Raw genomic sequence first — 26,995 nt, 5'->3', positions numbered from 1 at the left:
TTCGGACGTAAGCGATCAAGCGAAGCGCTCGTACGCCGGGAGGGTCAGGAAGTCGATGTACTCGTCGGCGAGGGCCACCGCGAGGAAGGTCTCGCGGGCGGTCGCATAGGCGGCCGGGTCGCCGTCCAGCTTGGCGATCTCCTCGTCGGCCAGGGTGGTGACCAGGTCGGTGGTGATCGTCGCGCCGGTGTCGAGGACGACGCCGTTGTGGCGCCACTGCCAGATCTGGGAGCGGGAGATCTCGGCGGTGGCGGCGTCCTCCATCAGGTTGAAGATGCCGACGGCGCCGGTGCCTTCGAGCCAGGCGGCGAGGTACTGGACCGCGACGCTGATGTTGTTGCGCAGACCGGCCTCGGTCACCGCGCCCGGGGTGGAGGCGACGTCCAGGAGTTGCTCGGCCGTGACGTGCACGTCTGAGCGCAGTACGTCGAGCTGGTTGGAGCGGTCACCGAGGACCGAGCTGAAGACGGCCTTGCAGGTCTCGACCATGCCGGGGTGCGCGACCCAGGAACCGTCGAACCCGTCGCCGGCCTCGCGGGTCTTGTCCGCCTCGACCTTCGCGAACGCCTGCTCGTTGACCGCCGGGTCCTTGCTCGGGATGAAGGCCGCCATCCCGCCGATCGCGTGCGCCCCGCGCTGGTGGCACGTGCTGACGAGCAGCTCGGTGTAGGCGCGCATGAACGGCACCGTCATCGTCACCGAGTTCCGGTCGGGCAGCTGGAAGTCGGCGCCGCGGGTCCGGTACGTCTTGATCACGCTGAACATGAAGTCCCAGCGACCCGCGTTCAGCCCGGCCGAGTGCTCGCGCAGCTCGTAGAGGATCTCCTCCATCTCGAAGGCCGCGGGGTAAGTCTCGATCAGCACCGTCGCCCGGATCGTGCCGCGCGGCAGCCCGAGGAAGTCCTGCGCGAGTACGAACGCGTCGTTCCACAGTCGCGCCTCGAGGTGCGACTCCATCTTCGGCAGGTAGAAGTACGGTCCCTGGCCGCGATCGAGCTGCAGTTGTCCACAGGCCACCAGGTACAACGCGAAGTCGACCAAAGACCCCGACGTACGCTCACCGTCGACCAGCAGGTGCTTCTCCGGCAGATGCCAGCCGCGCGGCCGGACCACGATCGTGGCCAGCTCCTCGTCCGGCTTCAGCGCGTACGACTTGCTAGAGGAGCTGAAGTCGATCTTCCGGGTGACCGCGTCGAGCAGGTTGAGCTGCCCGCCGACGACGTTCTCCCAGGTCGGCGTGTTCGCGTCCTCCTGATCGGCCAGCCAGACCTTCGCACCGGAGTTGAGCGCGTTGATCGTCATCTTCCGGTCGGTCGGCCCGGTGATCTCCACCCGCCGGTCGACCAGTCCGGGCGCGGGATCAGCCACCCGCCACGAGGGGTCCTCACGGACGGCCTTCGTCTCCTCGAGGAACCCGAGCGAGCCACCGGCCGCGATCTCCGCCACCCGCACCCGCCGCCGCTCCAGCAACTCCAGCCGGCGCGGGTTCAGCTCCCGGTGCAGCAGCCCGATGAGCTCCAGAGCGCGTTCGCTCAGGATCTCGTCGGACCGCTCGTTCTTCGGTCCGGTGACCTCGACAGACACAAGTAGCTCCTTAGCTGTCCTGCAGCAGCGGCAGGACGTCACGCAGTACGACGGCATGGTCCTCGGGTTTGGCCAGACCCATGTTCATCGTATTCACGCACAGATGGGTGGCACCCAGCTCCCGCCAGCCTTCGATAAAGTCCGGCCACTCCTTCTCCGGTACTTTGCCCAGCGAGAGCCTCGCCTCGAACCCGATGTCGGCCGGGTCGCGACCGGCCTCCACGGCGGCCGCCTTGACCAGCTCGACCTGCCGACGAGCCTCGGCGTTCGGCCCGCTCTGCGGCATCCACCCGTCACCGATCCGCCCGGTACGGCGTAGTACGGCGTCCGCGCTGCCGCCGAACCAGATCGGGATGCTCCGGCCAGGCGGCAACGGGTTGAGCCCGGCCTCGACGACCTTGTGGAAGCGGCCCTCGGTCGAGAGGAACGGCTCGGCCCAGAACCGGCGCAGCAGCTCGACCTGCTCGGTCAAGCGCGCACCGAGCTCCGAGAAGGGCACCCCGAGCGCCTGGTACTCGACCTCGTTCCAGCCGATCCCCACGCCCAGCCGCAGCCGGCCGCCGCTCAGTACGTCGACCTCGGCCGCCTGCTTCGCGACCAGAGCCGTCTGGCGCTGCGGCAGGACGAGTACGCCGGTGACGAGCTCCAGCGTGGTGGTGATGGCGGCCATGTACCCGAAGAGCACGAAGACCTCGTGGAACAGCGACTTGTCCGTGTACCCCTTCCAGTCCGGCCGGTTGGACGGGCCGGCGCCGAGCACGTGGTCGTAGACGAGCGCGTGCGTATAGCCCGCCGCCTCGACGGTCTCGGTCCAATCCCGGACGACTCCTGGATCCGCGCTGATCTCGAGTTGCGGAAAGACGGCACCGATCCTCACGAAGCGACTCCCTTGAGCAAATCGACGAGGCCTTCGACGGCGAGCCCGAACGGTTCGTCCGAGCCGGCCGCGCGGGCCAGTACGTACCCACCCTGCAACACGGCCGCGATGGTGGCGGCGGTCCGGTCCGGATCGAGGCCGGCCGGGTACTCGCCAGATTCCTTGCCCTCAGCAATGATCTCGGCGAGCCGGGCGCGGATCCAGGTGAAGGTCTCGTCCACCGGCGCGCGCAGTACCGGGTCGGCCATCACGTCCGGGTCGGCGGTCAGCCGGCCCATCCGGCAGCCCTTGAGCACCTCGCGGTCGCGCTGCAGGTAGCTCGTGATCCGCTCGGTCGCCGAGCCACTGCCGGCGAACTGCTCCTCGGCGGCTGCTCGTAGCTCGGCGCCGGACCGCTCGATGGCTGCTCTGGCCAGCTCGGCCTTGCCGCTGAAGTGGTGGTACATGCTGCCCTGACCGGCCTCCGCGGCGAGCTGGATCGCCTTCGGGCTGGTGCCGACATAGCCCCGTTCCCAGAGCAATTCCTGCGTACTCCGGATCAACCGTTCCGCTGTCTCCACGTCGCCACTGTACCCACGCGTAGGTACAGGAATCCGGGCCGCGCTGTTACCAGCAGATTTCCACCGGTGCCCGACGCACGGGCGACCTCACACCGGATGGTGTTCAACAGATATTGTCGGCCTCCATGAGCACCAGGGTCGCGATCGCCGTCATCACCTTTCGGCGACCCGCGCTGCTGGAGGCCCTGCTCGACAGCCTGCTGGCCCAGGAACTTCCGGCCGAGGAGGACTTCGCCGTCCGGATCATCGTGGTCGACAACGACGACGAAGGCAGCGCGACCGAGGTGATCGAACGCGCCGCCAAGGAGTCCCGCTACCCGGTCGAGGCCGCGTCGGAACCGGAGCCCGGGATCCCCTTCGCCCGGGAGAAGTCGGTCCTGCTCGCCTGGGGCGACGACGCGCTGATCTTCGTGGACGACGACGAGGTGGCCCCGCCCGGCTGGCTGTGCACTTTGCTGCGCGCCTGGCGCTCGACCGGTGCAGACGTGGTCACCGGGCCGGTCCGCGGCATCCTGCCGCCCGGCGCCCCGGCCTGGAACCGGCACAGCGACGTGCACGACTCCACCGGCAGGCACCAGACCGGCGACCTCCGGAACAAGGCCTACACGAACAACACCCTGGTCGCGCAGCACGTCTACCACTCGGTGACGCCCAGCTTCCACCCTGCTTTCCGCTACACCGGCTCCAGCGACCTGCACTTCTTCCTGCGCGTGCACCGGGCCGGCTACCGGATTGTCTGGTGCGAGGAGGCCCAGATCCACGAGCACGTCCCGGCCTCCCGGACGACGCTGTCCTGGCTGGTCCGTCGCGCCTTCCGCTCCGGCAGCGGCGACACCATCAGCCGGCTGCTGATCCGGCCGGGCGTGCGCGGCTACGTCCTGGTACTGGCCTATTCTTTGGCCCGGATCGTGTCGGCGCTGGGCTTCGGCCTCGGTGGTCTGGTGCTTTTCCGGAAGTCCTACCTGCTGAAGGCTGTCCGCCGGTTCTTCTCGGGCATCGGCAGCCTCGCGGGGATAGTAGGGATCAACCATGACGAGTACCGGGAGCGGCACCATCCTGACGGTGACGACACTGTGCCAGGCGATCTGGAAGGTGGAGCGGGAGCTGGACCTGCTGACCTGGCAGATCGACGGCGTTCGGCCGTGGCCGATCATCCGGATGCGCATCTTCCATGAGCTGACCCGCCGCAGCGGCCTGCACGGCGACCCTCACCCGGTACGCCGTACTCGCGCCGGCCAGGCACGTCTTGTCGCCAGGCACGTGACCGGCACGGTCACCCGCAACCCGTTCCTGGCCCGCGGCTCGTTCGACTCCCTGGTGATCCCGCACCCGCGCAAACCCGGCGGCGTCGAGATCTACACCGACTCACTCCGTACTGCGCTCGGCAGCTCGGCCCTGGTACTCGACTCGGGTATCAACGGCACCCCACTGCCGGGCAGCGTCAACTTCGACTTCTTCACCTCGGCTTTCGGCACGGTCCGCAGCCGGCGCACGCACGCCCGTTGCACCGAGATCGCCGCGGCGCTGGAGGCCGAGACCGGCGTTCAGGTGCCGGTCGCCGCGCTGATCGCTCGCGAGGTGCCGAAGCACACCCGGCTCCGCGCGCTCTACCGGTCGCTGCTGAAACGCCGACGGATCAAGACCGTGTACGTCGTGGTCGCGTACTTCCACCAGCACATCGTCGGGGCCGCTCGCGATCTCGGCATCCGCGTCGTAGAGCTCCAGCACGGCGCCATCAGCCCGTACCACCTCGGCTACAGCTATCCCGGCCGGCCTGACGTCGCCGACCAGCCCGACGAGCTCTGGTGCTTCGGGTCGTACTGGACCGACGTCGCCGAGCTGCCCGCGGGGACGAAGGCTTCAGTGGTCGGCGCGTCCTTCGTCTCCCCGCTGTCGCCGGCTGAGCTGGCGGCCAAGGACCCGCGACTCGTCGTCTTCCTGTCCCAGGGCACGACCGGCCCGGCTCTCCTCGAGTACGCCGCCGCACTCGTGTCCGCCCGGCCGGACCTGGACGTGGCCTTCCACCTGCACCCGAGCGAGCGCAGTACGGACTATGCCCTCCCCCAGGGCGTCCGACTCTCTACTGGCAACACACTGGCCGTCCTGGCGGCAGCGACCTACCAGGTAGGCGTCTCCACGACCGCCCTCTTCGAAGGCATGCTGCTCGGCTGCCGGACGGCAGTCGCCAACCTGCCCGGCCACGAGTACCTGGCCCCCACAATCGCCCGAGGCGACTCCGCTCTCATCCCCACCCCGGCTGCCCTGGCCCCCGTGCTCGAAAGCCTGCCCAGAGCATCCGCCCCCACCACGTACTACGCCCCGCTCCAGTTGGCCCTTTAGCTGGTGCTGGGTCAGGGCTTGCGGCCGATGAAGCCGAGCAGCCTGTCCTGAAGCGGCGCATCCTCAGGTACTACGACTTCCGGACCGAAGACCTCGACCCCCGGGCCGAAGGCGTTCGGAGTCCGGTACATCGCGATCACGTCGGCGGGGATTGCCGAATTGCTCGCCCACATCCGCTCGACGTCGACCGGATCCATCGCCTCGTCCTGACCGGTGGCGCGGGCCAGATCCCACCCGTGCAGGACCAGATCGTCGCTCACGACCTGGTCGATCTGCCCCTCGACCGTCATCCACCCGGCCGGCGTATCGCACTCCTGGCCGGCCAGTTCCGGATCGTCCAGCACTGCTTCCACCGCGGCCCGGGCCGCCTGGAACGACTTCAGCGCATCCGCTTCCGCCGCCAGCGTCCGCCCGACCGGCATCAGCATGTAGCCGTTCATCGCGACGATGTGGTCGAGGACGTCCCGCGCCGACCACTTCTCGCACGGCGACTGGTTCCCCCACTGCTCCGGCCGCACCGCCGCGACCTTCAGCTCGAACGCCTCCGCCCGCCGCCGGTACCGCTCCGCGATCTCACCCATCACGTACCTCCCACCAGACCGGCCGGCAGCCGGTTCGTGGGACCGAGTATGCATCCGGCCCGGCGGCACTGCACCCCACGCGCAGAAGAAGAAGACTTCGGCAAACCTTTCGGGCGGTCGCTCCGTCTCACCACTGCAGGACCAGGGGTGGCCTGCTACTCACGAGAGGGTGGGACAGATGCACAAGACGACCAGGATCACCATGGTGGAGCACGCGGAAATCCTCGGGGGCCAGTCTCAGACTTGGGAGTGGTTCAGGCAGGCTGATTCCGGCTCGATCTCCGAAACCTTCATGCCCTGAAGAGCCGGACGATGCCGTCGCCGGACCGGACCGTCCAGCCATCTGTGTGGTACTTGACGATCTCGCCAGGCTGCGCCGACCCCTCACCCGCCGACACCAGCTCGACCCGGCTGATCGGCTGCTTGATGCCGGCCACGATCACCCTGGCCCTGGCCTCGAGCACGTTCAGAGCCGCCGACTTCCGGACCAGTACCGCGCCAGGGTCACTCAGCCGGAGCACCTCCTCCTCCGGCGTGAACATCGGCGCCTCCGAAGCCGCCGCCGGGTCCTGCGGCGCCCCCGGCTCACCCGCGAACGCCCGCGCAGCGCCTTCTTCGAGTACTTCGCGCAGCATCTCGCGCCAGGCCTGGAAGATCGCCGGCCCGCTGAGCTCCGCCGGTAGCGGCCGCTCGCGCTGGCTGAGGATCGCGCCGGTGTCGAACTCGGCCTCGGTCCGGTGCAGCGTCGCCCCGACTGTGCTCGCGCCTTCGTAGACCAGCCGGACCGGATTGGGCCCGCGCCCGGCCGGCAGCGCCGACGGATGCAGGTTCACCGCGCCGTACGTCGGGATCTTCAGGATCTCCGCCGGGATCAGCCGGGGGAACGCGGCCGAGATCACCAGATCCGGCTCCAGCGCCGCGATCGCCGCCGCGGCCACAGTCCGGAGCTTGCCGGTGACCAGCACATCCGCGGTCCTCGGCAACTCCAGCACGAACGGTTTCGCGGCCGCGTCGTACCGGTCGCTCGCACCGGCCGGCGGCGTCACCACCAGCACGATCTCATGGCCGTTCTGCTCGGCCCAGCCGGCGATATTGGCGTAGCCGGGCAAGAAGGCGTTCATCGTGACGATCCGCATGAAGCCCAGTCAACGCTATTACTAGTCCAGTACGTTCGCTGCCGCCCAGGCGGAGATGTCGTCGCGGCGGATCGCGGCCGCCATCAGGTCGGGGAACAGTTCCGGTGTGCAGGCGAAGGTGGGCACGCCGAGGTCGGCAAGGGCGGCGGCGTTCTCGGCGTCGTACGACGGGGTGCCCGAGTCGGACAGCGCGAGCAACGCGATGAGCTGGACGCCGGATTCGACCAGGTTGCGCGCCCGGCGCAGGAGTTCCTCGCGGATGCCGCCTTCGTAGAGATCGCTGATGAGCACCATCACCGTCTCGGCCGGCCGCTCGATGAGCTGTTCGCAGTACGCGACGGCGCGGTTGATGTCGGTGCCGCCGCCGAGTTGCGTGCCGAACAGGACGTCCACCGGGTCGTCCAGCTCGTCGGTCAGGTCGACGACGGCCGTGTCGAAGACGACGAGGCTCGTCCGCAACGCGCGCATCGAGCCCAATACCGCGCCGAACAGGCTCGCGTAGACGACGGACTCGGCCATCGACCCGGACTGATCGATCGCCAGTACCACGTCCCGCTGGACGCTGTGGTTGCGCCGGGCATAGCCGACCAGGCGATCCGGGACGATCGTGCCGAGGGTGGGCGAGAAGTGCTTCAGGTTGGCGCGGATCGTGCGATCCCAGTCGATGTCCGAGTGCCGCGGCCGACCGGTGCGGCCCGCGCGGTCGAGCGCCCCCGTCACCGCCGCCCGGGTGCGCTCGGCCAGGCGCGCTTCCAGCTCGGCGACGACTCGGCCGACCACCTCGCGAGCGGTCTGCTTGGTCTCCTCGGGCATGACCTCGTTGAGCGCAAGCAGCGTGCTGACCAGATGCACGTCGGGCTCGACCGCGTTGAGCAGCTCGGGCTCCATCAGCATCCGGGTGATGCCCAGCCGCTCGACCGCGTCGCGCTGCATCACCTGGACGACGGTGCTCGGGAAGTACTGCCGGATGTCCCCCAGCCAGCGCGCGACTCTTGGCGCTGATGAGCCCAGCCCGGCTGACCGTTTCGTACCGGGCTCGCCGCGCTCGGCGTCGTACAGGGCTGCCAGGGCCGCATCGACCGAGCGGTCGGCGGCGGACAGTGTCGAGCCGGTCTCGGGGTCGGCCTCGCTGCCGAGCACCATCCGCCAGCGCCGCATCCGTTCGTCGTCCGGCATCGTCACACCCCCAGCAATTGTTTGACGACGGGCAGGACTGATGCCGCGAGCAACGAATCGAGCTCGTTGTCGTCGGCAATGACAGCGGCAGCGGGATCGCCCAGCGCCCGGGCGCGGTCGCCGATCGAGCGGCGCTCGGGCGAGGCGAAGGTCCCGAAAGTACGGCGGAGCAAGGGCAGCGCCTCCAGGAACGCTTCGTCGGGGATCGCGGCCAGCCACGTGTCGACCAACGCGAGGAGCCGCTCGTCATGCACCAGCAGCAGGCCGCCGCCGGCGAGAAAGCCTTCGACATACCCGGCGGCATTGGCGGTCGGCGTACCGGGAGACAGGGCTCGCCCCAGCCGCAACGCGACCTCGACAGCCTCCAGCCGCGAGGTGTCGAGCATCAATCGGGTCAGGCGGCCGGCGATCAAAGGCGGCACCGACGAGCGATCGCTCAACCCCTGAAGGGTTGTCAGCCACTCGATCCGGACAGACTCGTCGAGCAGCGCCGTCGCGTCCTGCACGCCATCAATGAGTTCCAGCACCGAAGCGGCGGCCTCCGGGTCGAGGCCGTGCACGGTTCTGCCCAGCCCTGCGCACGCCCGCGAAACCATCCGCCCGGCGACCCGGCCGAGCCCTTCGGCGGACGAGCCGCGGACATCGCCGTACCGGGCGGATCGCGCGAGGGCGGGTAGCGCGGCCATCAGGTGACCGACGTCGGCGTCCTTCGCGGCCCGGGTATCGACGCCTTGCAGCAGCGTCGGCAATGCCTCAGCGAGGTCGGCCAGCAGCGATCGCTCCAGGGCCGAGGTCACCTCAGCCAGGGTGGCCGAGTCCTCGGCAGCCTTGAGCATTGTGGTCGTCGCAGCACCGAGCACCGTGGTCCCATGGGCGCCCGCGGCAACCAGGTCGACCTCCAGGCCAGGATCCCAGGCCAGCTTCCAGCTCTCCCGGAAGGTGCCCTGGTTCCGGCGCTCATCGGCGGTCGGCACGCCCCAGTCGATGCCGAGGATCCTGAGCCGATGCAGCAGCCGCGACTTCTCCAGATCGTTCGGCTTCCGCAGGTCGAGCTCGACCACTCGCTCGGCAGCGTCCCGCTTCAGCCGCAACCGCCTCGCCTGTGCAGCCAGGTCAGCGGCAACGGGTGCTTGCGGGGTCTCAGCCGGTACTGCGCCCAGCAACTCGCCGACCACGGCCTCGCGCGTGACCAGGTTGAGCAAGACGTCGTTGCCGCCACACATCACCGCTCGCGTCGCCTCGGTGACCTCGCTCAATCCGGCGAGCGGCCGTTCTCTCAACACAGCAAGGGCTTCAGCCAAGCGTACGGCCTCGATGACGTGAGCACTCGACACCGGGAGATCCTCGGCCCGCAGTACCTGAGCGACCTTCGTGAGCCAGCGCGTGGTGATCTGGTCGGGCGCGGTGAACAAGTGGTGGTACCAGCCAGGCGAAGTGACGCCCGCGCCGTACCCGCTCGCGGTCGCCAACCGGCCGTGCGTCCAGGGCACCCAGGTACAAGCGACCTTGCGCTTCGGCAGGCCTTTCAGGATCCGCTGATCATGAGTTGCCGGTGGCAACGGAGCTTGCAGCGCAGGGACATGCCAGGCGCCGCAGACGACGGCGATCCGCTCGAAGCCCTCTTTGATTGCCTTGCGCAAGGTCGTCCGCATGTACGCCTCGCGCTGGGCCTCCCGCCCGGTCGCCTCCTCGCCGCGCCGCAGCTCGCCCATCGCCTCGGCGATCACGGTGAACGGCTCGGCGCCGTCCCGCCGGTGCTCGATCACGTCATCCCACCAGCGCTCGGGATCGTCATACCCACCCGCCGCGGCCAGCGTCGCCAAGGGATCCATCGACGCTCCCCGGCGATCCGCCTTCTCCGAGCTGCCGAACTGATAGGCCGCCGGCAGATCGCAGAACCGCACCGGTACGCCGGCCGCCAGCGCGTGCCGGATCGCCTGCCACTCCGGGCTGAACACCGCGAACGGCCAGAACGCTGCCCTGGTGGAGTCGTCGGCCGCGTAGGCCAGCAACGCGACCGGCGGGACCATCTCCGCCGAGGCGGCCAGCTCGATCACCTTGTCAGCCTCGGGCGGTCCCTCGATCAGCACGATGTCGGGCCTTAGGTCCGCCAGGGCGGCCGCGAGCGCCCGGGCGGACCCGGGGCCGTGGTGCCTGATGCCGAAGAGGTGGACCGGGGCGGTGGGGCGGGGAAGGTATTGGACCGGGGCGGTGGGGCGGGGAAGGTATTGCATGGTCATCCGGAGATATCCCGGCAGGCCCGGTAGAAATCGGCCCAGCCCTCGCGCTCGCGCACCACGGTCTCCAGGTACTCCGACCAGACCACGCGATCCGCCGACGGGTCCTTCACCACGGCTCCGAGGATGCCGCCGGCAACATCATTGGACCGCAGTACGCCGTCGCCGAAGTGCGCCGCCAGTGCAAGTCCACCGGTGACCACGCTGATCGCTTCGGCCGTCGAGAGGGTGGCCGAGGGCGACTTGACCGCAGTACGGCCGTCTTCGGTTCGCCCGGACCTCAGCTCGCGGAAGACGGTCACGACGCGGCGGATCTCCTCCAGCGCATCGTCCTGCTGCGGCAGCTCGAGCGACGACCCGAGCTGCGCGACCCGGCGGGAGACGATCGCGACCTCGTCCTCGGCGTTGTCCGGCAGCGGAAGTACGACGGTGTTGAACCGGCGCCGCAGCGCGCTCGACAGCTCGTTGACGCCCTTGTCACGATCGTTGGCGGTGGCAATGACGTTGAACCCCTTGCGGGCCTGGACTTCCGTGCCCAGCTCGGAGATCGGCAGCGACTTCTCGGACAGGATCGTGATCAGCGCGTCCTGCACGTCGGACGGCATCCGGGTCAGCTCCTCGATCCGGGCGATCTTCGCGCCGGCCATCGCGCGGAACACCGGACTCGGCACCAGCGCTGCCTCACTGGGGCCCTGGGCAATCAACTGCGCGTAGTTCCAGCCGTACCGGATCGACTCCTCGGCCGTACCCGCCGTGCCCTGCACGAGCAGCGTCGAGTCACCACTGATCGCCGCGGCCAGATGCTCACTGACCCACGTCTTCGCAGTACCCGGTACGCCGAGCAGCAGCAGCGCGCGATCCGTCGCGAGGGTGGCGACCGCGACCTCGACCAGCCGGCGCGGACCGACGTACTTGGGAGTGATCTCCAGGTCGCCGGCCTTGCCGCCCAGCAGGTAGGTGACCACGGCCGCGGGCGACAGCTTCCACGCAGGCGGGCGCGGCCGGTCGTCGGTGGCTGCCAGCGCGGCCAGCTCCTCGGCGTACTCGTCCTCGGCGTGCGGGCGCATTATCTCAGGGGTCACGGTCATGACAGCTCCTCGTACATCTCACGACGGAAGATCAAGGTCTCGACAAGACGCCGCCGCCAGGTGTCTTCCTCACCGGTCGGCTCGCGGGTGATCGGATGGTCCAGCACTTCGGCCGGTACTGCGCGCGCGGCGATACTCGCGAGACGCGCGTGCCTGCGGTCGCTGCCGGACTTGGCCAGCTGGTCGAGGACCGCGGTGCCCAGCGTCGCCGGCCACGGCACCGGCAAGCCGCCGACCAGGTCGGCGATGTCGACGCGGACGCGGAGCAGCTCGATGGCCGGCACCCATTCGTCGGGCGGCAGGATCCGCAGCAGCTCGGCGACTCTTCCACCGGTCCGGGCATTCGACAGCAGCAGGGCACGCGCCCAGTCGGCCTCTTGTTCGCGGATCGCCGCCTGCGCCCAGGCCACTTGAAGCACCTCGGGCGAGCAGCCTTCGACCTTGAGCTGGAGGTAGTCGAGCTCGGAGGTGGCCAGCGGAGCAGCGGCCAGCAGTTGCTGGAACCACCAAGCCCGCTTGCCGATTCCCTCTTTCGGCTGCGAGTCGACGCCATCACGCTCCATCGCTGTGGTGACGCCGGTCGGCAGCTCGACGACGAGAACGCCTTGGCTGACGGTGAGCTGCGACCAGACCCGCTGCGCCATGCGTTCGCCGTACTGGGACCCAGGAATGCGTTGGAGGAGAGCCGCGGCTGCTCGCCGGACTTCCTTGGAGCGGTCGTCGAGCGCTCGCTCGAGGAAGACTTCGTCGGCCGAGGGCGCTGCGTCGCCGAGCCCGGCGGGCAGGCCGTCGGCCAGTAGGCCCAGGAAGTCGAGCCGGACTGCGGCCGGTTCGCTCGGCCAGACTTCTTCCAGCGCCTCCAGCGCTTTTGTCGGGTCGCTCTGGCGGCGAGCACGTAGCCAGCTCCGGCGCTGGGTCGGGTTGCCGTGCGTCCAATGCTCGTTGCCCTCGACAACGGCTTCGTGGAGGAATCGCCAGTCCGGATTGAGATCCGCCAGCCAGCTCGCCCGCCGCCCCGCGGCCTTCACGACCAACGGCCTGTACTCAGCTCGGCCGCGCGCGTAGTCGGCCAAGGCGGGGAGCTGCTCCGGCGGAACGCCCCAGCCCTTGGCGTCGGCTGCGCGGAGCCACTCGCCCAGTGCCGTGGTCTGGAAACCACTGAGCATCGCTGTGAGCCTGCGGATCGCGGCAGGTCTCGGGAGTGGCTGGTCCTCGCCTTGCGCTGCTGGTAAGGGCGCGAGGCCCTCGAGTGGTGTGCGGCCGGCTCGTTTGTAGAGGGTTGCCAAGGCGGCCGCGTCGAGGAGGCCGCCTTCGCCGAGTTGCTCCTGGATCTTCGGTGGCAGTTCCTCGAAGCGCGGTGGTCGCCGCTCGGTGCCGAGCAGCGCGGAGCTGACCAGGCCGTCCCAGCCCCTCATGACAGGATCACCGGCCGATCGCCGTCCCAGCACGTCATCGGCTTGAAGCCTGCTCGGTTCCACTCGCCTGCCACTGTCACCGGGTCGCCTGCGGAGACGGCGAGGAGCTTCCAGAGGTCTACGCCGGGGAGGACTTCCAGGGCGTCGCCACTGTCGTCTACCAAGGCCCAGTTCTCGCCGTTGGGGGTTGGGCGGACGTCTGCGAGGACAAGGGGCCAGCGCTCGTTCCAGGGGTCGGCCGCGAGCGATTCGACGTACGAGGCTAAGGCCTGCTTGGTGGTGAGGCCTCCTGGGCATGGGGCGGGGAGGCGTGGCGCTGTTTGGGTCAGCAGGGCTCGCATGGGAAGTACGCCTGGGTAGTACGAGAGCACTGCTGGGACTAGCTCGCCGGGGCGGGCGGGGAGTGGGTCTAGCTGACGGCCGCCGGCGGCGAAGTTGAGGATGAGGGCCAGGCGTCCGGTGCTGGAGCCGCGCAGCCAGAGGCGTCGTACGGTCAGGTGGTCGTCCGGCTCGATCACGCGGCCGAGCACCAGCCAGTCGTCTTCGACCTTCTCGCCTTCGGCCAGTACGCGGGCGGTTTCGACGGTCCAGCCGATCCGCGACTGCACGGTGTCGGCCAAGCTCGGTGGAAGCTCGCCCAGTCTCGCGTGGGCCGAGACGATCAGGTGGATGAGGGACAGCTCCTCCAGGAGCTCGCCCGGCCAGCCGTGGCCACGGCCGACGACAGCGGCGGCTCGGCGTACGGCGCCTGCGACTCCAGGGGCCTGGGCATCGACCATGCGCGCGGCGAGACGGCTCAGCTCGGAGTACCCACGCTGCTCGAAGCCGCCGAGCCCACGGCGTACCTGGTCGTCGAGCCAGCTCTCCAGCTCGGCCATCCCACTCGAGACCCGTTCAGCCCGGCGCAGCACCCGCTGCTGAGCCGCCAACGGATCAGCAACCTCACCCGGCTTCTTCTCAGCCCGCTCGGTCGACTTCTCAGCCCGCGTGGCCCGCTCCTCCAACCACTCGGACGCCCACGCCGGCTCAGTACCCGCCGCAAGCTGGTCCTTGGCCGCCAACAACATCAGCCCGAGCGCGTGCTTGCACGGAAACTTCCGGCTGGGGCAGGAGCACTTGAACGCGGGCCCACTCAGGTCGACCACAGCCTGATACGGCTTCTTGCCGCTGCCCTGGCACAACCCCCAGAGCGCCCGCTCGGAACTGCCGGTCCCGGACCACTTCTCCACCCGAGCCAGCCCCTGGGCAGCCTTGGCCGAGGCAGCATCCGGCGCCATCGCCAGCACCTGCTCCACATCCAGTCCCGCCACCACACCCCCCAACCGCTCAACCCTCTACCCCGCAGAGCATGCCACCCACCCCCGACACCCCCAGCCTCCCGTCCGCACTGCCCTACCCAAGACGCCACTTTGTGCACCGCCTAGCCATCAATCCGCCGATCCCATGCTCACCCCGTGCACAAAGTCGCCACATCGTGGTGCGGGTGGGGTTAGCCGAAGGCTTGGCGGTCGTGGTCTGCGGGGTAGCCGTTGGTTGCGTGGTCGTGGTCGCGGTTCGGGGTGGTGATGGCGGGCGGTGGGGAGGCGGGTGGGGCGGGGGTGTTGGAGAGGCCGTCTCGGATGGTGCCGAGGAGGCGGTGTTCGACTGCCTCCAGGTCGGCGATGCGGTGGCGGATCGCCTCCTCTTCCTCGCGAGCCGTCGCCAGCAACTCGTCAGCTTCGGTGCGGGCGGCTTCGCGGAGGTGGTCGGCTGTTCGCTGGCTGGCGCTCAGGACACTCAACTCGTAGCGGCGTAGCTCGTCGACCAGTTCGCCGTCCGAGTGCTGCGCGTCCATCAGTACTGCGGCCGGGCTGCCGGGCTCCACCTCGCCCGGGAGCGTCGATTCCAACTCCGCGATCTGCTGGTCGACCCGGGTGAAGAGGTCAGCGACATCCGTGCGCATCTGCCGGATGACCGTCGCGGCCGCCTGCACTCGCTCGCTGGCCTCCCGCTCCCGCTCGCGCGCGGTCCGCTCGGCCGAGGTGATCACATCCAGCGCCACCACCGCGGCCCGATCAGCCGGATCATCCGACGCGGGCACCACGCCAGGACTCTCCGTCTCATCAGCTGCCGCCGCGAGATCACCCGGTACTACGTCCTCGCCCGTCATCGACACCGTTGTCCGCAAGGGCACCTCGCGGATGAACAGCACCGCCAGCAAGCTCACCACCGCAGCGCCGGCCGCGATCAGGAAGATCCGGCCGGTCGCATCGCCGTACGCGTGCCTGACGATGTCGGCCAGTTGCGGCGGGAGCGATCCGACGTCGAGCACGCTCGTACCCGATCCGTCCTGCAACGCCCGAGCCGCTGACGCACCGTCGGGCCCGAGCGCGCGGAGGTTCTCGGCGATCAGGTCCTTGACCCGCGTCGCGAGCACCGCGCCCAGTACCGAGACGCCGACTGCACCGCCGAGGCTGCGGAAGAAGGTCACCGACGCGCTGGCCGCGCCGACCTCGCTGACGTCGACCGTGTTCTGCACGGCGAGCACGAGGTTCTGCATCATCATGCCCATCCCGATGCCCATCGAGAGCATGCCCAGGCCGACGTACCAGTACGGGCTGAGGTGGTCGATCGTGCCGAGCACCCCGAGCCCGGCCGCCAGGAACAGCCCACCCAGGACGAGGTACCGCTTCCACTTGCCGAACCGGGAGATCAGCTGGCCGGCCCCGACCGATCCGAGGAACGACCCGAACATCATCGGGATCGTCAGCAACCCGGCCTCGGTCGCGCTGTAACCCCGCGCGACCTGGAAGTACTGACCGAGGAAGACCGCGCTGCCGAACATCGCGATACCGACCGCGAGGCTGGCCAGGATCGCCAGCGCGGTGGTCCGCTCGCGCACCACTCCCATCGGCACCAGCGGCTCGCTCGCCCTGGTCTCGACGACGACCGCGAGCAGGGCGAGCAGCGCAGCACCACCGAGGTACGCGCCGGTCTCCCACGACCACCAGGCGAAGTGTGTACCGGCGAATGACACCCAGATCAGCGGGAGGCTGGCCGCGCCGCTGATCAGGATCGCGCCGAGGTAGTCGAGCTTCACCTTGCGCTTGATCACCGGCAGTTGCAGGTACCGCTGCAGCACGATCAGGCTGATCACGGCGAGCGGTACGCAGACGTAGAAGCACCAACGCCAACCGAGCCAGGACGTGTCGACGATGATCCCGCCGATGAGCGGACCGCTGACGGTCGCCAGCGCCATCACGGCACCCATGTAGCCGGAGTACCGGCCGCGGTCGCGGGGTGGGATCGCGGCACCGATGATCGCCTGGGCCAACGCCATCAGCCCGCCCATCGCGAGACCCTGCAGGACGCGGGCGCCGATCAGGAAGGGCACGTTGTGCGCCATACCGGCCAGCACCGAGCCGATGACGAACAAGATGATCGCGACCTGCACGAGCAGCTTCTTGCTCATCAGGTCGGAGAGCTTGCCCCAGACCGGCGTCGACACGGTCATCGCGAGCAGGCTGGCGGTGATCACCCAGGTGTACTGCGTCTGCGACCCCTCCAGGTCGGCGATGATCGTCGGCAGCGCGTTGCTGACGATGGTCGAGCTGAGGATCGCGGTGAACAGCGCGGCGAGCAGCCCGGCCAGGATCTCGAGGATCTCCCGATGCGTCAGCACGGGCGCGGCAGGCGGCGGCCCGGCGGCTGGTGTTGTGGGCGGTGTTGTGGGCGGGGCGGTCGGCGGTGACAAGGTCTGGGTGGCAGACATCGGGTGTCCGTTCTCCTGCGCGCTGGTCGAACAGGGCCGAAGCAGCTGATCGAGCAGCCTCGGGGCGGAGGAGTACGGCCGGCACCTCGCCCTACGGCGAGGCCTCACCCGGACCAAAAAGTTGGTTGCAAGACACAACAATAGGCCTGCTGATCGAAAGGATCCCAGTCGGCCTCCACCCTGTGGCACCCTGACGCGCGAACCAATGACTAGAACAGACGGAGAACTGATGATCCCGACCCTCAAGGCCGGCACCCGGGCGCTCGCGCTCGTCATGGCGGGCGCTGCAGCCGCCGGAGCGACCCTGCTGGCTCCCACCGTTGCCACCGCTGCGACCACCGACTCCACTCAGGCTGTGGCGGTCACCGACGTGCTCCGGCCGGGCAAGTCGCTGAAGGCGGGTCAGTACATCCGGTCGAAGAACGGCGTCTACACCTTCGTCATGCAGGCCGACGGCAACGCGGTACTGATCAAGGGCCGGACCGCGCTGTGGAGCACGGCGACGAACAGGAAGGGTTCCGTCCTGGTCATGCAGGCCGACGGCAACCTGGTCGTCGTCTACGGCCGGACCAAGGTCTGGGCCAGCAACACCAGCGGCAGCACGGGTGCCGCGCTCGCGGTGCAGAACGACAACAACCTGGTGATCTACAACACCCGCGGCAAAGCGGTCTGGTACAAGAACATGGTCATCGGGACCCTCGGGTCCAACCGCGTCCTGCAGCCTTACCAGCTGATGATCTCGCTGAACCGGATCTACCGCCTCGACATGCAGTCCGACGGCAACCTGGTGCTGACGAAGAACAAGACCATCCTGTGGAGCTCGAAGACCGGTGGCCACCCGGGCGCGTTCGCGGTGATGCAGGCCGACGGCAACCTGGTCGTCTACAGCGCGAAGAAGGTGGCGCTGTGGCACTCCTCGACCGCCCGCAAGGGTTCGGTGCTGGTGCTGCAGAACGACGGCAACGCCGTGATCGTTTACGGCCGTACCCCGGTCTGGTCCACGAACACCGCCGGCCGCTGATCGGTTCCCCGGTCGGTGCTGTTCAGCTGATGGCCCCGGCGGGCCCTGACAGCACCACCGGGGCATCTTGTTGATTACTCAACAGGTGTGAACTGTACGCCTGGAAACGCTTCCGAGGGCCGGCCATCTCAGGAAACGGGCTGGCTGCTGAAGGCCTTCAGCAGCACATCCACGCAAACTGATCCAGGACCCTCCCGTACGACGAGTTGCCCGGTGACCGACAGTGGTGGATCGAGTGGGCCCATCCACAACGGCCCACCGGAGGATTCGCAAGCGTTGCCGTAGACAACGGTCCAGGCCGGGGAGCCATTGGTCATCTCGACGACCGTGTCCTCGAAGTTGTTCACCGGACGCCCGGACAGCGGTTCGAACCCGGCCTCCCGGCAGGCGGCCAGCAGGCGATCGGTCAGGGTCGGATCGTCGGTCCTGGACGGCAGTCGCAACGGCAACCCGGCGAGGTCGATCAGCTTCACGCCACCCTCGGCCCCGTACTCCGACGGGAGCAGCACCGACAACGGCTCCTCCCACAGCGGGATACCCCGTACTCCGGCCGCCGCCACCGGGCCACGGACGAAAGCGACGTCGAGCTCGCCGGTCCGTACCGCCTCCACCTGCTCGGCCGGCGGTCGCGAGCCGAGTTTGATCTCGATCCCCGGCACGGCCTCTCGCAGCGCGGACAGCCCGCGATCCAACCGCTCTCGCAACCCGGGGCTCGACCCGATCCGGAGTACGCCGGCCCGCCCTGTCGCCAGCTCCGCCGCCACCTCGGCGGCGCGATCCGCCGCGGCCAGCACCGCCCGGGCTTCCCGGAGCATCCGCTCGCCATCACCGGTCAGCGTGACGCGTCGCGACGACCGGTCGAGCAACCGCAGGCCGAGTTCGCGTTCGAGCCGGGCGACCTGCTGGCTCACGGCCGGCTGAACGATGGCGAGCCGCTCGGCGGCCTTGCCGAAGTGCAGTTCCTCGGCGACGGTCACGAAGTACCGGAGTTGCCGCAGCTCCATGGCAGGCCTCCATCGATCACGATTCCTTATCACTGAACAGCGTAATCGGGTCTTGGTGCTAAGACCTGGCCCCCGTTGACTGGTGGACATGAGAATCGGACTCTGGATCGAAGACGCCGCCCGCCGGCTCGACGAGATCGCCGCGGACGCCCGGGCCGCGCAGGACCACGGCATCAGCCGGATCTGGTTCAGCCAGCGCGACGGCTGGGACTCGCTCTCACTGATCACCGCCCTCGCACCGCTGGTACCCCGCATCCGGTTCGGCGTCGGCGTCGTACCGATCTATCCCCGGCACCCGCTGGCACTGGCCGCGCAGGCACTCAGCGTGCAGGCCGCGACGGGCAATCGGCTGACGCTCGGCATCGGCTCGAGCCATCCGGTCATCGTGGAGGGACAGTACGGACTGTCGATGGACCAGCCGGCGAAGTACCTGCGCTCGTACGTCGAAATACTGGCGCCCCTCCTGGCCGGCGAACCCGTCGATGTCGAAGGCGCCAAGCTCACCGCGAAAGGGCGGGTGGCGATCGACGGCGCCCTGGCTCCCGAGTTGCTCGTCGCCGCCCTGGGTCCCCGCATGCTGCAGATCGCGGGTGAGCTGACCGCCGGCACGATCACCAGCTGGGCAGGGCCTGAGGTGATCGCCGACTACATCCGGCCGACCCTCGACAAGGCCGCACCTGGCAAGGAGATCATCGCCTGCGTCTGTGTCGCCGTCACCAGCGAGCCGGCTGCCGCCCATCAGTGGATCAGGGACCACTACGGGATGGCGGGTTCCCTGCCCGCTTACCGCGCGATCCTCGATCGGGGTTCCGCTGCCGGGCCGGAGGACACCGCAGTACTGGGTGACGAGGCCGAGGTCTTGCGTCAGCTCCAGCGCTTCGCCGACGCGGGCGCCACGGAGTTCATGATCGCTCCGGTCGGTACTGCGGAAGACCAGGCCCGGACGATCGCCTTCGCCCACTCACTCACCGCAACGTTCACAAGCTGACGAGGTCACCGAGCAGCTGTACTGCGTTGGCCGTCGTTCGGGCTCGCCAGTTGGCGGCGGTTGGGGAGTGGTCGAGCGCGGTGAGCTGTGCCGTGACTGCTTCGGCTGGGGTGAAGCAGTAGTCGCTGCCGTAGAGCAGGTGATCCACGGGCAGTTGCTGCGGGACAGACGTCCCGGCTACGTCGTACCAGAGTTCCTGCAGCTGGGACGTCACGCTAGGCAGGTCGTCCGAGGTTGCTGTGGCGCGGTAGCGGTCGAGTCGGTCGCCTAGTAGCGGCAGTACCCCACCGGCGTGGGTGACGATGAACTTGACCTTCGGGTAGCGGCTGAAGATCCCTGTCAACGCCAGGTCGGCCACTGCTCGCGCACTGTCGAACAGGAACTCGATCATCGGCCGCGGGCGGTCCAGTGCGACCTGTCGCCACTGTGGCGGAGAGGTGGGGTGCAGGAACACCACTGCGGACCTGTCGTTCAGCTCCCGCCACAGCTGATCCCAGGACGGGTCCCCCGGGTACTGCCCACCCGCATTGCTCGTCAGTACGACGCCATCCGCATGCAGTACGTCCAGCGCGTACTGCGCTTCCACCAGCGCGCCGTCGACATCCGGAAGCGGCAGACTCGCGAAGAACCCGAACCGGCGGGGGTACCGCCTCGTCAGCTCGGCCGCCGCTTCGTTGACCCGCCGGGCCAGCACCTGGGCCCGGAAGTCGTCGCCGAAGTGCACCCCCGGGGACGACACCGAGAGCACCGACTTGGCGATCCCGGTGCCGTCCATCAGGTCGAGGTGCCGCTGCACGCTCCACTCCGGCCAGGCCGGCAAACCGTCGGGCCGCAGATGCCCGGCCCGCTCGGCGGCAGCGACGTAGTCGGGGAGCAGGAAGTGCGCGTGGACGTCGATCAGCGTCGGCTCCATGAATCAGGCCGTCGGGTGCAGCAGGTCTTCCAGCCCGATCCGGCGCAGGAGCTCGACGCGGACCCGGTCGGCCACCGGGTTGACCACCGCGGCGCCGTCGTCGGACGGGTCGATGTGCACGCGGAACGGGCGGCGGCCCTTCTCGGTGCCGACCACGGTCACGATCGCCTTGGCCACCTCGGCCACATCAGCCCACTCGGGCTCCATCTCCGCCAGCTTCTGCGCGACCTGATCCATCAGGCCGGCGTACTTCTCCTCGTAGGCGGCGGCCACCTCGACGTCATTCGGCTTGCCGCTGTGGGCGAAGTGGTTGGTGCCGCTGCTGAAGGCGCCCGGCACGATGATGCTGGTCTCGATGCCGAACCTGGCCAGCTCCAGGGCATAGCTCGCGGCAAGGGCGTCCATACCGGCTTTCGCCGCGAAGTACGGAGCCAGGTACGGCGGGGTGCCGCCGCGGGTGCTCGAGCTGCCGACCCAGACGACCAGTCCGTCGCGCTGCTCGCGCAAATGCGGCAGGGCCGCCCGGTTGAGGCGCTGGGTGCCGACGACGTTGGTGTCGTAGATATCGGCCAGCTGCTCGGGGGTGAATGCCTCGGCCGGGCCCAGGACCATGTGACCGGCGTTGTGGATCAGTACATCGAGCTTGCCCTGCTCGCCGATCACCGTCTGCACGGCCAGCTGGGTGGACTCGTCGGTGCTCACGTCGAGTTCGACGGCGCGGAGGTCGACATTGTGCTCTTCGGAGTACCGCTTGACCTCGGCCGCTGCCTCCGCGTTGTGCCCGGCGACGCCGCGCATTCCGGCGTACACGATGTGGCCGGCGTCGGCGAGCGCGTGGGCGGTGAGGGCGCCGAAACCGCTGGAAGCACCACTGATCAGGATCGTCTTGCTCATCTCAGGTTTTCCTTTTCCGTTCGGCCGGCCGGTCAGGCGGCCGAACCACCGTTGGCGTAGATGACCTGGCCGTTGATCCAGCGGGCCGGGCCGGCCAGGAAGTTGATGATCTCGGCGATGTCCTCGGGCTGGCCGAGGCGCTCGAGCGGCGGCTCGGCGGCGATCCGGTCGATCAGTTCCTGCGGCTTGCCGTCGAAGAACAGGGCGGTCGCGGTCGGGCCGGGGGCGACCGCGTTCACGGTGATGTCGCGGCCGCGCAGCTCGCGGGCGAGGATCAGGGTGATCGCCTCGACGCCACCCTTGGAGGCGGCGTACGCCGAGTAGCCGGGACGGGCGATCTTGGTGAGCGAGCTGGAGATGTTGATGATCGCGCCACCGTTGCGGACCCGGCGAGCGGCCTGCTGGTCGACCACGAAGGTCCCGCGCAGGTTGGTCCGGATGACCTGGTCGAAGACGGCGAGGTCGAGATCGGCCAGCGGCGCCAGCGGCATGATGCCGGCCGCGTGGATGACCACGTCGACACCGCCGAAGGCTTTCTCGGCCCGGTCGAACAGCGCGCTCACCGCAGTCTCGTCGGCGACGTCGGCCTGGACCGCGATGGCCCGTCCGCCCGCCTGCTCGACCTCCTTGACGGCCTCTTCGGCCTCCGCGGCGCCACCGCCGTACGTCACCACTACCGCGAAACCTTCACGCCCGAGCCGGGCGGCCGTCTCCCGGCCGATCCCCCGCGAGCCCCCGGTCACGATCGCGACCCGCTCGGCGGTGGTTGCCTTCTCTGTCATCGTCTTCACTCCTCAGATCCTGGTGTCTCGTTTCTTGCTGACACCTAGATCTTGCGGCGGAGGAAGCATCAAGTCCAACGACTCAACTCGATGGATGAATCAGTTTTGTTGATCCACCAAAGCGGCGCCGAGCTCGGTTCCGTCGGGGTGCTGCAGGTGGGCCGTCACCAGGCCGAGCAGCGCCCGCAGAGCTGCCGACGGCTTCCGTTTGCGCAGGGTTGCCATATAGAGCGACCAGCGGAAGTCCTCGTCGAGGATCGGGAGCGAGCGGATCTTCTCGTCACCCGCCACCGCGTACCCGGGCAGGATCGCCAGCCCGACGCCGTGCCGGACGAACTGCACGCCGTTGTCGATCCCGAGCGCCTCCACCACCACGTGCCGCTCGATCCCGGCCGCCTCGAACTTCTGGTCGATCAGCACCCTGGTGCCGAAGCCGGGCGGGAAGTCCACGAACGCTTCGTCGGCGAGGTCGGCCAGCGTGACGGACCGCTTGCGCGCCAGCCGATGACCGGTCGGCACCGCGAGCACCTGCGGCACCTTGAGCAGCTCCCAAGCGGTGAGGTCCCTCGGCGCGCTGCCCGCGCCGACGCCGAGGAAGCCGACGTCGATGTCCCCGTTGCGCAGCCCCACGATGACGCCGGCCGACCCCTCGGGCTCGACCCGCAACTGCAGCTCGACGTTCTGGTAGCGCCGGCGGAACTCACCGGCCGCGGCGGGCAGATCGATCAGCCCGAGCCCAGGCAGCAGCCCGACCCGAACCGATCCGCGCATCCCGGCGCCCAGCTCGTCGACCACATCCCGCGCGCCCTGGACGGCATCCATCACGGCCAGCGCCTCGGGCAGCAGCGCAGTACCGGCTTCCGTCAGTACTACGCGCTGCGCGTTGCGCTCGAACAGCGTGACCTTGAGATCCCGCTCGAGCGAGGCGATCGCCGCGCTGACCGCGCTCTGCACCACATGCAGCCGCCGCGCAGCGAGCGTGAAACTCCGCTCGTGCGCCACCGCCACGAAGTACTCCAGCTGCCGCAACTCCACGCCCCAGAGTCTGCCCGACCTTTCAGCCGCGGGCAGTCCAAAGGAGCATGTGCCCACTGTTTTCCTCGGGCACGAACTCCTCGCGCTCCACCACGAAGCCCGCCTCCTCGATCCAGCCCCGGGTCGTGGAGGCGTCAGCCTGGCTCCACCACATCGGCACCTCGCCTCCGAGCCAGTTCTCCTCGGAGCCGGTCCACGCACCAGAGCCCACAGTCGCCACGAAGAGCCCGCCCGGCCGCACCCACTCGCCTATCCGCCGCAGCAACGTTTGCTGCTCGTCAAGCGGGATGTGGATCAGCGCGTACAGGCAGACCACCGCGTCGAACCCACCCGGCGGAAAGTCCACCTTGGCGGCATCCTCCTGGAGGAAGGTCGCCGCTGGAACGCGCTTCCGCGCCCGCTTCACCTGTACTTCGCTGAGGTCGACACCAGTCACCTGGTGGCCGGCCTCAGCGAGTGTGAGCGCCACCGGCACCCCTGAGCCGCAGCCCAGGTCGAGGACCCTGCTCGGCACCAGAAGCCGATCAAGCAACTCCGCCAGCCACGGCCCGTACTTCGTCTCGCCGTCGAACGCCTCGTCGTACTGGGTCGACAGTGCGTCGTAGCCGCGTCGGACCAGCTCTTTCGCCGCCTCGTTGTCCATAGCTCTGGAGGCTAGTTGGTGAGTGCCCTGATCGTCTTGGCGATTTCTTCGGGGGACTCTTCGGCCATGAAGTGGCCGGCCGTGGTGGTGGAGTGCTGGAGGTCGGGCGCCCAGGCAGACCAAAGTGCGGCGGCGTCGAAGCCCAGCGCCGTGCCCCAGTCTTGCTGGACCACCGCGACGGGCATCCGCAACTTGTTGCCAGCAGCAAGGTCTTCGCGGTCGTGCTCGAGGTCGATGCCGGCGCTGGCGTGGTAGTCGGCGACGATCGACGGGACTGCCTCGCGGGATGCCTTCAGGTACGCGGCACGGATGTCGGCCGGGATCGCCGAGGGATCCTTGATCCACAGGTCCAGGAAGTAACCGAAGAAGGCGTCCGGCGCGGCGGCGATCAGTTGCTCGGGCAGGCCGGGCGGCTGCGCCATCAGGTACAGGTGGAAGGCGACGGCCGCGTTGACGCCGTGCATCGCGTCCCACATGTCCACCGTCGGCAGCACGTCGAGGCAGGCCAGGTGGGTGACCTTGTCCGGGTGATCGAGCCCCGCCCGGAACGCCACGAGCGCACCCCGGTCATGCCCCACCAGAGCGAACCGTTCGTGGCCCAGGGCGGCGGCCAGCGCCACGATGTCTGCCGCCATCGTGCGCTTCGAGTACGTCGTACCGTCCGTCTCCGCCGGCTTGTCGCTGGCGCCGTAGCCGCGCAGATCGGGGCAGATCACCGTGTGGTCGACCGCCAGCTCGGCAGCGACGTGCCGCCAGATCAAGTGGGTCTGCGGGAAGCCGTGCAAAAGCACGATCGCACTGCCGCTGCCACTGACGGCCGCGTTGAGCGAGACACCGTCGGCGACCTCGATGCGCTGATAGTCGAAACCGGGGATGGTCATCGTTGTCCTTTCGTCTGACACCTGACGCGGTGCCACCTGACCAAGGCTGCCGCGCGCCGATGAGCATCCGATGAGCAGCGCTATACGGTGAACGGGTGCAGGTGGTCTTCGGCGTACTTGGACCGGTCACGGCCTGGCGGGACGGCACTGAGCTCGCCCTCAAAGGCCCGCGTCATCGTGCGGTGCTCGCCCGCCTGATCGTCGCCCGCGGCCGCGTCGTCCCGGTCGACTCGCTCGTTGCCGACCTCTGGACGGTCCCACCCGACGGCGCGACCAGCTCGATCCGCACCTTCGTCGCTGCCCTCCGCAGAGCGCTCGAGCCCGACCGTCCCGCCCGCACACCGGCCGAGCTGCTCATCACCGAAGGCCCGGGCTACGCCCTGAAGGCGACCGACGTCGACGCCTGGCGCTTCGAGCAAGTGCTCGCCAGTACTGCGAACCACCCACCCGAGGCAGTACTCGAAGGCTTGGAAGAAGCACTGACCTGGTGGCGAGGCCCTGCCTATGCGGAGTTCGCCGACGCGCCTTGGGCCCACGCCGAGCGCGCCAAACTCGCGGAGCTCAGGTTGACCGCCATCGAACGCCAGGCCGAAGCACGGCTCGCGCTAGGCCTGGCAGCAGACGCAGTACCGGCTCTGGACGCCCATGTGACCGAGCACCCCTGGCGAGAGGACGCCTGGCGTCTACTCGCGCTGGCCCTCTACCGCTCAGACCGCCAGGGCGACGCCCTCGCAGTACTCCGCAACGCGCGCACCCTGCTCGTCGAGCAACTCGGTGTCGACCCCAGCCCCGCGTTGCAGCGACTGGAGACGGACATCCTCAACCAGGCCGACCACCTGGACCCGCTGGCGGCCGGGCGAGTCTGGGCTCAAGCCACTGCCGCCTACGACCGCACAGTGGCCTCCAGCGCGCGAGCAAGGCTGGAGTCGACCGTCGGACTCCTCCGCAACCTCGCAGTGACCGGAGGCAGCGGCCTCGAGGCGGCCCGCGAACACAGACTGGCCGCCATCACCGCCGCTGAGGAGCTGGGCGATCCCGAGCTGACAGCGCGAGTGATCGGCCTGTACGACGTACCGGCGATCTGGACGCGCTCCGACGACCAGCAGCAAGCCGACGAGATCGTGGCAGCCGCAGAGCGCACCCTGCCTGCGATAACCCTGCGAGCAGCCCGGGCTCGCCTGCTGGCCACAGTGGCGATCGAATCACGCGGGCTCGACAGCACCCGGGGCCTAGCAGCCGCGCAAGAAGCAGTAGAGCTCGCAAGACAGCTGGAAGACCCGGCCCTACTGGCCTTCGCCCTGAATGGCCTGTTCATGCAGACCTTCTACCGAGCCGGCCTGGCCCCGGAACGCGACCTGATCGGCGCCGAGCTGATCACTCTGTCCAGCCGCCACGATCTGGCCACCTACGAAGTACTGGGCCATCTCATCCGGCTGCAAGCGCGCAGTGCGCTGGGCGACTTCCCCGGCGCCGACAGCCACGCCACCGCTGCCGACACTCTCGCCCAACGCTTCGAGCTGCCTCTGGTCGCCGTCTTCACCACCTGGTACCGCGCAATGCGCTCGGGCGACCCAGCGGCATACCGGGGGGCCGCAGTACTACTGGAAGGTGCCGGAATGCCCGGCATGCTCGAGGAGGACTTGCGCCAACTCGCCCTGGACAAGACGACGCCGGACGGCACCCCACGGGCCGATCTTCTTCTCGAGGCCCGCTGGTGCCTGATCGCCCAAGCGGCCTTCGAGCAGGACGACTACGCCACGATGCAGCGAGCGCTCAAAGCTCTGACCCCGGCCGCGGACGAGCTCGCCGCGGGCAGCGGCCTCGTCGACCTCGGGCCCGTCAGGTACTACGTCGACGAACTCCGTCGACGTCTCGCCAGGCTCGGAACTACTGCCCTGTGATTACGGTTTGCGGACCGAGTGCTGGTCGACCCAGACCAAGTGGCCGTGATGGCTGACCAGAACCTCGCCACTGCGCTGAGCCAGCGCCTGACCGGCGATCCAGCGACCGCCTAGTTGGACCTGGACGGCTTCCGGCCGCGAACTCGCCGGACGCACCGGGGTGGCAACAGACATGGCACCAGACTTCT

At 68.9% G+C, this 26,995-nt stretch carries 23 protein-coding genes; 4 read left to right on the top strand and 19 right to left on the bottom strand.

The features are described 5' to 3' along the window. Positions 1–15: 15 nt before the first annotated feature. The 3 genes from aceB to G3I17_RS25015 are packed head-to-tail and all read right to left on the bottom strand — an operon-like array spanning position 16 to position 3,021. Positions 16–1,641, bottom strand: coding sequence for a malate synthase A (gene aceB / locus G3I17_RS25025; protein ID WP_203590716.1), 1,626 nt, complete (start codon positions 1,639–1,641; stop codon positions 16–18). Further along, the gene (locus G3I17_RS25020; RefSeq protein ID WP_164600032.1) at positions 1,595–2,461 is read right to left on the bottom strand and encodes an LLM class F420-dependent oxidoreductase; all 867 of its coding nucleotides are present in this window, start codon (positions 2,459–2,461) and stop codon (positions 1,595–1,597) included. The genes aceB and G3I17_RS25020 overlap by 47 nt, the downstream gene beginning before the upstream one ends. Further along, a complete protein-coding gene (locus tag G3I17_RS25015; protein ID WP_164600031.1) occupies positions 2,458–3,021 on the bottom strand; it encodes a TetR/AcrR family transcriptional regulator in 564 nt (187 codons plus the stop codon). Before G3I17_RS25015 ends, G3I17_RS25020 begins: the two co-directional genes overlap by 4 nt. A 125-nt stretch (positions 3,022–3,146) precedes the next feature. Between G3I17_RS25015 and G3I17_RS25010 the strand changes: the two genes are divergently transcribed. Then, positions 3,147–4,196, top strand: coding sequence for a glycosyltransferase (locus G3I17_RS25010; RefSeq protein WP_164600030.1), 1,050 nt, complete (start codon positions 3,147–3,149; stop codon positions 4,194–4,196). A gap of 1,176 nt (positions 4,197–5,372) precedes the next feature. Here G3I17_RS25010 and G3I17_RS25000 read toward each other — a convergent pair. The 8 genes from G3I17_RS25000 to G3I17_RS24965 form a co-directional block, all read right to left on the bottom strand. After that, positions 5,373–5,942: a TIGR03086 family metal-binding protein gene (locus G3I17_RS25000; RefSeq protein WP_164600029.1), complete on the bottom strand. Its 570-nt coding sequence runs from the start codon at positions 5,940–5,942 to the stop codon at positions 5,373–5,375. Positions 5,943–6,232: 290 nt separating this feature from the next. Further along, positions 6,233–7,078 (bottom strand): formyltransferase family protein, encoded by an 846-nt coding sequence (locus tag G3I17_RS24995; RefSeq protein ID WP_164600028.1) that lies wholly within the window; start codon positions 7,076–7,078, stop codon positions 6,233–6,235. A gap of 21 nt (positions 7,079–7,099) precedes the next feature. After that, positions 7,100–8,254, bottom strand: coding sequence for a VWA domain-containing protein (locus G3I17_RS24990; RefSeq protein WP_164600027.1), 1,155 nt, complete (start codon positions 8,252–8,254; stop codon positions 7,100–7,102). A 2-nt stretch (positions 8,255–8,256) separates the two neighbouring features. Then, positions 8,257–10,494, bottom strand: a complete 2,238-nt coding sequence (locus tag G3I17_RS24985; protein WP_239062882.1) for a DUF5682 family protein — start codon at positions 10,492–10,494, stop codon at positions 8,257–8,259. Continuing rightward, the gene (locus G3I17_RS24980; protein WP_164600026.1) at positions 10,491–11,579 is read right to left on the bottom strand and encodes an AAA family ATPase; all 1,089 of its coding nucleotides are present in this window, start codon (positions 11,577–11,579) and stop codon (positions 10,491–10,493) included. The genes G3I17_RS24985 and G3I17_RS24980 overlap by 4 nt, the downstream gene beginning before the upstream one ends. Then, positions 11,576–12,994 carry a DUF5691 domain-containing protein gene (locus G3I17_RS24975; RefSeq protein ID WP_164600025.1) on the bottom strand — a complete coding sequence of 473 codons (1,419 nt, stop codon included), beginning with the start codon at positions 12,992–12,994 and terminating at the stop codon, positions 11,576–11,578. The genes G3I17_RS24980 and G3I17_RS24975 overlap by 4 nt, the downstream gene beginning before the upstream one ends. After that, entirely contained in the window at positions 12,991–14,304 is a 1,314-nt protein-coding gene (locus tag G3I17_RS24970) for an SWIM zinc finger family protein (protein ID WP_164600024.1), read from the bottom strand. The genes G3I17_RS24975 and G3I17_RS24970 overlap by 4 nt, the downstream gene beginning before the upstream one ends. A 179-nt stretch (positions 14,305–14,483) precedes the next feature. Beyond that, entirely contained in the window at positions 14,484–16,745 is a 2,262-nt protein-coding gene (locus tag G3I17_RS24965) for an MDR family MFS transporter (RefSeq protein ID WP_203590715.1), read from the bottom strand. A gap of 229 nt (positions 16,746–16,974) precedes the next feature. Here G3I17_RS24965 and G3I17_RS24960 point away from each other — a divergent pair, with 229 nt between their 5' ends. After that, on the top strand, positions 16,975–17,766 hold the full coding sequence (locus G3I17_RS24960; RefSeq protein WP_164600023.1) for a hypothetical protein: 792 nt from the start codon (positions 16,975–16,977) through the stop codon (positions 17,764–17,766). A 128-nt stretch (positions 17,767–17,894) separates the two neighbouring features. On the opposite strand, the gene G3I17_RS24955 is transcribed toward G3I17_RS24960, so the two are convergent. Further along, on the bottom strand, positions 17,895–18,770 hold the full coding sequence (locus G3I17_RS24955) for a LysR family transcriptional regulator (RefSeq protein ID WP_164600022.1): 876 nt from the start codon (positions 18,768–18,770) through the stop codon (positions 17,895–17,897). An 88-nt stretch (positions 18,771–18,858) separates the two neighbouring features. Here G3I17_RS24955 and G3I17_RS24950 point away from each other — a divergent pair, with 88 nt between their 5' ends. Further along, positions 18,859–19,758, top strand: a complete 900-nt coding sequence (locus G3I17_RS24950) for a TIGR03564 family F420-dependent LLM class oxidoreductase (protein WP_164600021.1) — start codon at positions 18,859–18,861, stop codon at positions 19,756–19,758. On the opposite strand, the gene G3I17_RS24945 is transcribed toward G3I17_RS24950, so the two are convergent. The 6 genes from G3I17_RS24945 to G3I17_RS24920 form a co-directional block, all read right to left on the bottom strand. Beyond that, positions 19,748–20,671 carry an amidohydrolase family protein gene (locus tag G3I17_RS24945; protein ID WP_164600020.1) on the bottom strand — a complete coding sequence of 308 codons (924 nt, stop codon included), beginning with the start codon at positions 20,669–20,671 and terminating at the stop codon, positions 19,748–19,750. The two genes, G3I17_RS24950 and G3I17_RS24945, sit on opposite strands and share 11 nt — an antisense overlap. A gap of 3 nt (positions 20,672–20,674) precedes the next feature. Further along, on the bottom strand, positions 20,675–21,565 hold the full coding sequence (locus tag G3I17_RS24940) for an SDR family oxidoreductase (RefSeq protein ID WP_164600019.1): 891 nt from the start codon (positions 21,563–21,565) through the stop codon (positions 20,675–20,677). A gap of 32 nt (positions 21,566–21,597) precedes the next feature. Next, positions 21,598–22,347 (bottom strand): SDR family oxidoreductase, encoded by a 750-nt coding sequence (locus tag G3I17_RS24935; protein ID WP_164600018.1) that lies wholly within the window; start codon positions 22,345–22,347, stop codon positions 21,598–21,600. Positions 22,348–22,446: 99 nt separating this feature from the next. Continuing rightward, entirely contained in the window at positions 22,447–23,382 is a 936-nt protein-coding gene (locus G3I17_RS24930; protein WP_164600017.1) for a LysR family transcriptional regulator, read from the bottom strand. Between the two features lie 22 nt (positions 23,383–23,404). Then, complete coding sequence (locus tag G3I17_RS24925; protein WP_164600016.1) at positions 23,405–24,025, bottom strand: class I SAM-dependent methyltransferase; 621 nt, start codon at positions 24,023–24,025, stop codon at positions 23,405–23,407. Positions 24,026–24,036: 11 nt separating this feature from the next. Next, a complete protein-coding gene (locus G3I17_RS24920; protein WP_164600015.1) occupies positions 24,037–24,906 on the bottom strand; it encodes an alpha/beta hydrolase in 870 nt (289 codons plus the stop codon). 95 nt (positions 24,907–25,001) lie between these two features. On the opposite strand from G3I17_RS24920, the gene G3I17_RS24915 reads away from it, so the two are divergent. Next, positions 25,002–26,807 carry an AfsR/SARP family transcriptional regulator gene (locus tag G3I17_RS24915; RefSeq protein WP_164600014.1) on the top strand — a complete coding sequence of 602 codons (1,806 nt, stop codon included), beginning with the start codon at positions 25,002–25,004 and terminating at the stop codon, positions 26,805–26,807. On the opposite strand, the gene G3I17_RS24910 is transcribed toward G3I17_RS24915, so the two are convergent. Next, positions 26,808–26,981, bottom strand: a complete 174-nt coding sequence (locus G3I17_RS24910; protein WP_203590714.1) for a hypothetical protein — start codon at positions 26,979–26,981, stop codon at positions 26,808–26,810. Positions 26,982–26,995: the final 14 nt, after the last annotated feature.

This window comes from Streptomyces sp. SID13031, assembly GCF_010548305.1.
GTDB lineage: Bacteria > Actinomycetota > Actinomycetes > Propionibacteriales > Kribbellaceae > Kribbella.
Note: the sequence above shows the minus strand (reverse complement) of the source record. Positions and strands in the feature narration are given on the sequence as shown.

Coding starts and splice junctions, on each gene's coding strand:
- G3I17_RS24935 (WP_164600018.1), bottom strand. CDS start 22,347: ATGACAGAGAAGGCAACCACCGCCGAGCGGGTCGCGATCGTGACCGGG.
- G3I17_RS25000 (WP_164600029.1), bottom strand. CDS start 5,942: ATGGGTGAGATCGCGGAGCGGTACCGGCGGCGGGCGGAGGCGTTCGAG.
- aceB (WP_203590716.1), bottom strand. CDS start 1,641: ATGCCGTCGTACTGCGTGACGTCCTGCCGCTGCTGCAGGACAGCTAAG.
- G3I17_RS24945 (WP_164600020.1), bottom strand. CDS start 20,671: ATGGAGCCGACGCTGATCGACGTCCACGCGCACTTCCTGCTCCCCGAC.
- G3I17_RS24975 (WP_164600025.1), bottom strand. CDS start 12,994: ATGAGGGGCTGGGACGGCCTGGTCAGCTCCGCGCTGCTCGGCACCGAG.
- G3I17_RS24925 (WP_164600016.1), bottom strand. CDS start 24,025: ATGGACAACGAGGCGGCGAAAGAGCTGGTCCGACGCGGCTACGACGCA.
- G3I17_RS25010 (WP_164600030.1), top strand. CDS start 3,147: ATGAGCACCAGGGTCGCGATCGCCGTCATCACCTTTCGGCGACCCGCG.
- G3I17_RS24910 (WP_203590714.1), bottom strand. CDS start 26,981: ATGTCTGTTGCCACCCCGGTGCGTCCGGCGAGTTCGCGGCCGGAAGCC.
- G3I17_RS24985 (WP_239062882.1), bottom strand. CDS start 10,494: ATGACCATGCAATACCTTCCCCGCCCCACCGCCCCGGTCCAATACCTT.
- G3I17_RS24950 (WP_164600021.1), top strand. CDS start 18,859: ATGAGAATCGGACTCTGGATCGAAGACGCCGCCCGCCGGCTCGACGAG.
- G3I17_RS24960 (WP_164600023.1), top strand. CDS start 16,975: ATGATCCCGACCCTCAAGGCCGGCACCCGGGCGCTCGCGCTCGTCATG.
- G3I17_RS24995 (WP_164600028.1), bottom strand. CDS start 7,078: ATGCGGATCGTCACGATGAACGCCTTCTTGCCCGGCTACGCCAATATC.
- G3I17_RS24980 (WP_164600026.1), bottom strand. CDS start 11,579: ATGACCGTGACCCCTGAGATAATGCGCCCGCACGCCGAGGACGAGTAC.
- G3I17_RS24990 (WP_164600027.1), bottom strand. CDS start 8,254: ATGCCGGACGACGAACGGATGCGGCGCTGGCGGATGGTGCTCGGCAGC.
- G3I17_RS24940 (WP_164600019.1), bottom strand. CDS start 21,565: ATGAGCAAGACGATCCTGATCAGTGGTGCTTCCAGCGGTTTCGGCGCC.
- G3I17_RS24955 (WP_164600022.1), bottom strand. CDS start 18,770: ATGGAGCTGCGGCAACTCCGGTACTTCGTGACCGTCGCCGAGGAACTG.
- G3I17_RS24920 (WP_164600015.1), bottom strand. CDS start 24,906: ATGACCATCCCCGGTTTCGACTATCAGCGCATCGAGGTCGCCGACGGT.
- G3I17_RS24965 (WP_203590715.1), bottom strand. CDS start 16,745: ATGTCTGCCACCCAGACCTTGTCACCGCCGACCGCCCCGCCCACAACA.